Origin of the sequence: Humibacter sp. (assembly GCF_051954055.1) — a bacterium.
Lineage (GTDB): Bacteria > Actinomycetota > Actinomycetes > Actinomycetales > Microbacteriaceae > Humibacter.
On record NZ_JBQCIE010000077.1, the window covers coordinates 1 to 2,624 of the forward strand.

At 65.9% G+C, this 2,624-nt stretch carries 2 protein-coding genes; one reads left to right on the forward strand and one right to left on the reverse strand.

Going from position 1 to position 2,624, the window contains the following annotated elements; genetic code table 11:
- Positions 1-1,319, reverse strand: a 1,319-nt coding sequence (locus ACTHNC_RS08545; protein WP_440294176.1) for a DUF222 domain-containing protein, incomplete at its 3' end; no start/stop codon positions are given.
- Between the two features lie 233 nt (positions 1,320-1,552).
- On the opposite strand from ACTHNC_RS08545, the gene ACTHNC_RS08550 reads away from it, so the two are divergent.
- Positions 1,553-2,404, forward strand: coding sequence for an NAD-dependent epimerase/dehydratase family protein (locus ACTHNC_RS08550; protein WP_440294177.1), 852 nt, complete (start codon positions 1,553-1,555; stop codon positions 2,402-2,404).
- The last annotated feature ends 220 nt before the right edge of the window (positions 2,405-2,624 follow it).

A 2,624-nucleotide genomic window follows, 5' to 3' on the forward strand; every position in this document is an offset into this window, starting at 1 on the left:
AGGCATCCACCGTCGCGCGCCCGGAGAACGCTGCGCTGCTTGAGGGAGAAGAGTCGTTGTTCCCGGCCGAGGTCGAGCGGGTTTCCGCAGCTGTCGACGATCAGTTGTTGGGAGCCCGCATCGCAGAGGTGACTCTGCACCGCAGCCAGGGGTATCGCGTCGTGGCTTCCTTCGAGGTGGCCGACATTGTCGGTGATGCCGGACACTGAGTTCTCGTCGCGCGTGACCAGTACCCGGACGGCCGGACGATGGGTGCGGAACGTCGTCGAGTCGTCGGATGCGGCTCCGCAGCGGAGGACGTCCAGCATGGTGTCGAATGCCAACTGCTCGTTTGTACGAGGGTCGTCGATGAGCGTGTTCGCCCAGGCTCGTTCTGCTTCAGAGATGAATCGAGGGCCGCCGCGGCGTGGGCTGAGTGCTATGTCGAGCAGCTGTGTGGCGAAGACGCCGGATTCATCGTCGAAGACGACGTGAGCGGTCAGTTGCCCGTCGTTGTTGCGCCTCATGACCCAGGACCGGTTGTCGTAACGCTTCTGCCATCGTTCCTGAACACCGGCCGGGTCGATCTCGTCGCGCAGGTGTCGCGCCGTGCGGAACAGCTCGTCAATGTGTGTCTTCCGCGCGTCCTCGACGAGTTCGGTTGCTGCCGCCCGGAGGGTCTCGGTACCGCAGGTCGGGCTCGGTTCACCGAGTCCGCGGACGATCGCGTCGCCCGCTGCAGGAGTGATGACGCCGGTGCCGACCGCGGATGTCACGGGATGGCTCCACGGCAGCACGGCGGGTGTCTTCGGCGCATCCGTTGCATCATGGCCGTCCATGCCGATGCCTGTTTCAGGAGTGGTGCCGTCGTCCGCCGCAGCATCCCCGGCCGGCCTGTCATCGGTCGAGGCGGTGGGTACCTGCCGGAGGAGCTGTTCTGCCGCGTCGGCTTCGCCCATCGCCCCGCCGAGGCGTACCTGCCGCGCGGCTTCGCCGCGACTGGCACCGGTGACCGATTGCACGAAGCGCACGGCGTTACGGTGCCCGTTCCGCTGCGCAAGCCCCGCCTGCCCCTGTGAGCGCTCGGATCGTTTCGCGGCGACGCCGGCGGCGACCGTGATGATCGTGTCGAACTCCGCGCGACCGCGCGCCGCATCCGACATCAACCGTGCGAGCGCGTCATCATCGAGCGCCGTGACCAGCTGCACCAGTGACGGCACGTCCGCATCGCTCCGGTCGACGCAACCCGCGCCGGGCTGAAGCGCGTTCGTTGCCGAGCGATGAAGAGCCGAGCACGCACGCTGCGTGGCTTCTTCCAGACGCTCCACCGTTGAGGACATGTGCCCATCCTACCCCGCTAAATCGAACAAAGCAACGAATATCAATAGGAGACTCATCGCCCACACGCGGACAGAGATCCGAAACTGGCCGGCATTTGATCGGTAATATCGAATACTGTTCCGAATCCAGACACGAGATGGCCCGGCTAGCTCGCAGCGGTACGGGCGCGCCGGGCAACGGCGAACTCAACCAACGACCCTGGGCTTGGGGTCACGGTGCCAGACTGTCGCTCATGCATATCGCTCTCACCGGTGGATCAGGCAAGCTCGGACGAACGGCGGTGCGGGTCCTCCGCGACGCGGGCCACGACGTCACCTCGTTCGATGTGACCGGCATCCGCGGCCCCGGTTTTCTGCAGGTGGACCTGAAGGATTACGGCCAGGTGGTGGACGCGCTCGCCGGAGTGCACGAGGGTACGAGGCAGACCGGATACGACGCGATCGTGCACCTCGGCGCGATCCCTGCCCCTGGCATCCGGAGCGATGTCGCCACCTTCGAGAACAACATCCTGAGCACGTACCACGTGTTCCAGGCGGCGCGAACGCTCGGCATCCGCAACATCGTGTACGCGTCGAGCGAGACGGTGCTCGGCCTGCCATTCGACGAGGACCCGCCCTACCTGCCGATCGACGAGGAGTACCCGGGCCGTCCGGAGTCCACGTACTCGCTGGTCAAGCACCTCGAGGAGACGATGGCGCGGCAGTTCACCAGGTGGGATCCCGAGCTCAAGATCATCGCCCTGCGGTTCTCGAACGTGATGGACCCGGAGGACTATGCGGCCTTCCCCGGGTACGACGCCGACACGAAGAACCGGCGCTGGAACGCCTGGGGCTACATCGATGCGCGCGACGGCTCGCAGGCCATCCTCAAGGCGCTGGAATCGCAGGCGCACGGCTTCGACGTCTTCATCATTGCCGCAGCGGACACCGTGTCGAACCGGCCGAACGCCGAGCTGGCCACCGCCGAATTCGCCGACGTTCCGGTCGCACGCGACCTCGGTGAGCACGACACCATGCTCTCGATCGACAAGGCGCGTCGCCTGCTCGGCTACGATCCGCAGCACTCCTGGCGCGACCACGTCTGACCTGTGATGCGGCCGCTGGAGCTACAAGAGTCGGCATCCGCTACATCCCCAGTTCCTCGCGCTACAGCCATCGGCATGCGCTACACGTTTTTCCTGTGGCGGAAGCCGATTCGTGTGGCGCATGCCAACGCACCACGGCCCATACCGGTGCGGGACACTGGCATAGCGCTCCGGTCGGTTCTAGGGTGGCGGCATGAATGCTGCGCCAGTGCGGGCGGGG

What these genes read in the sequence shown, in the direction of transcription:
- ACTHNC_RS08550 (WP_440294177.1), top strand. Translation starts at nt 1,553, where the DNA reads ATGCATATCGCTCTCACCGGTGGATCAGGCAAGCTCGGACGAACGGCG.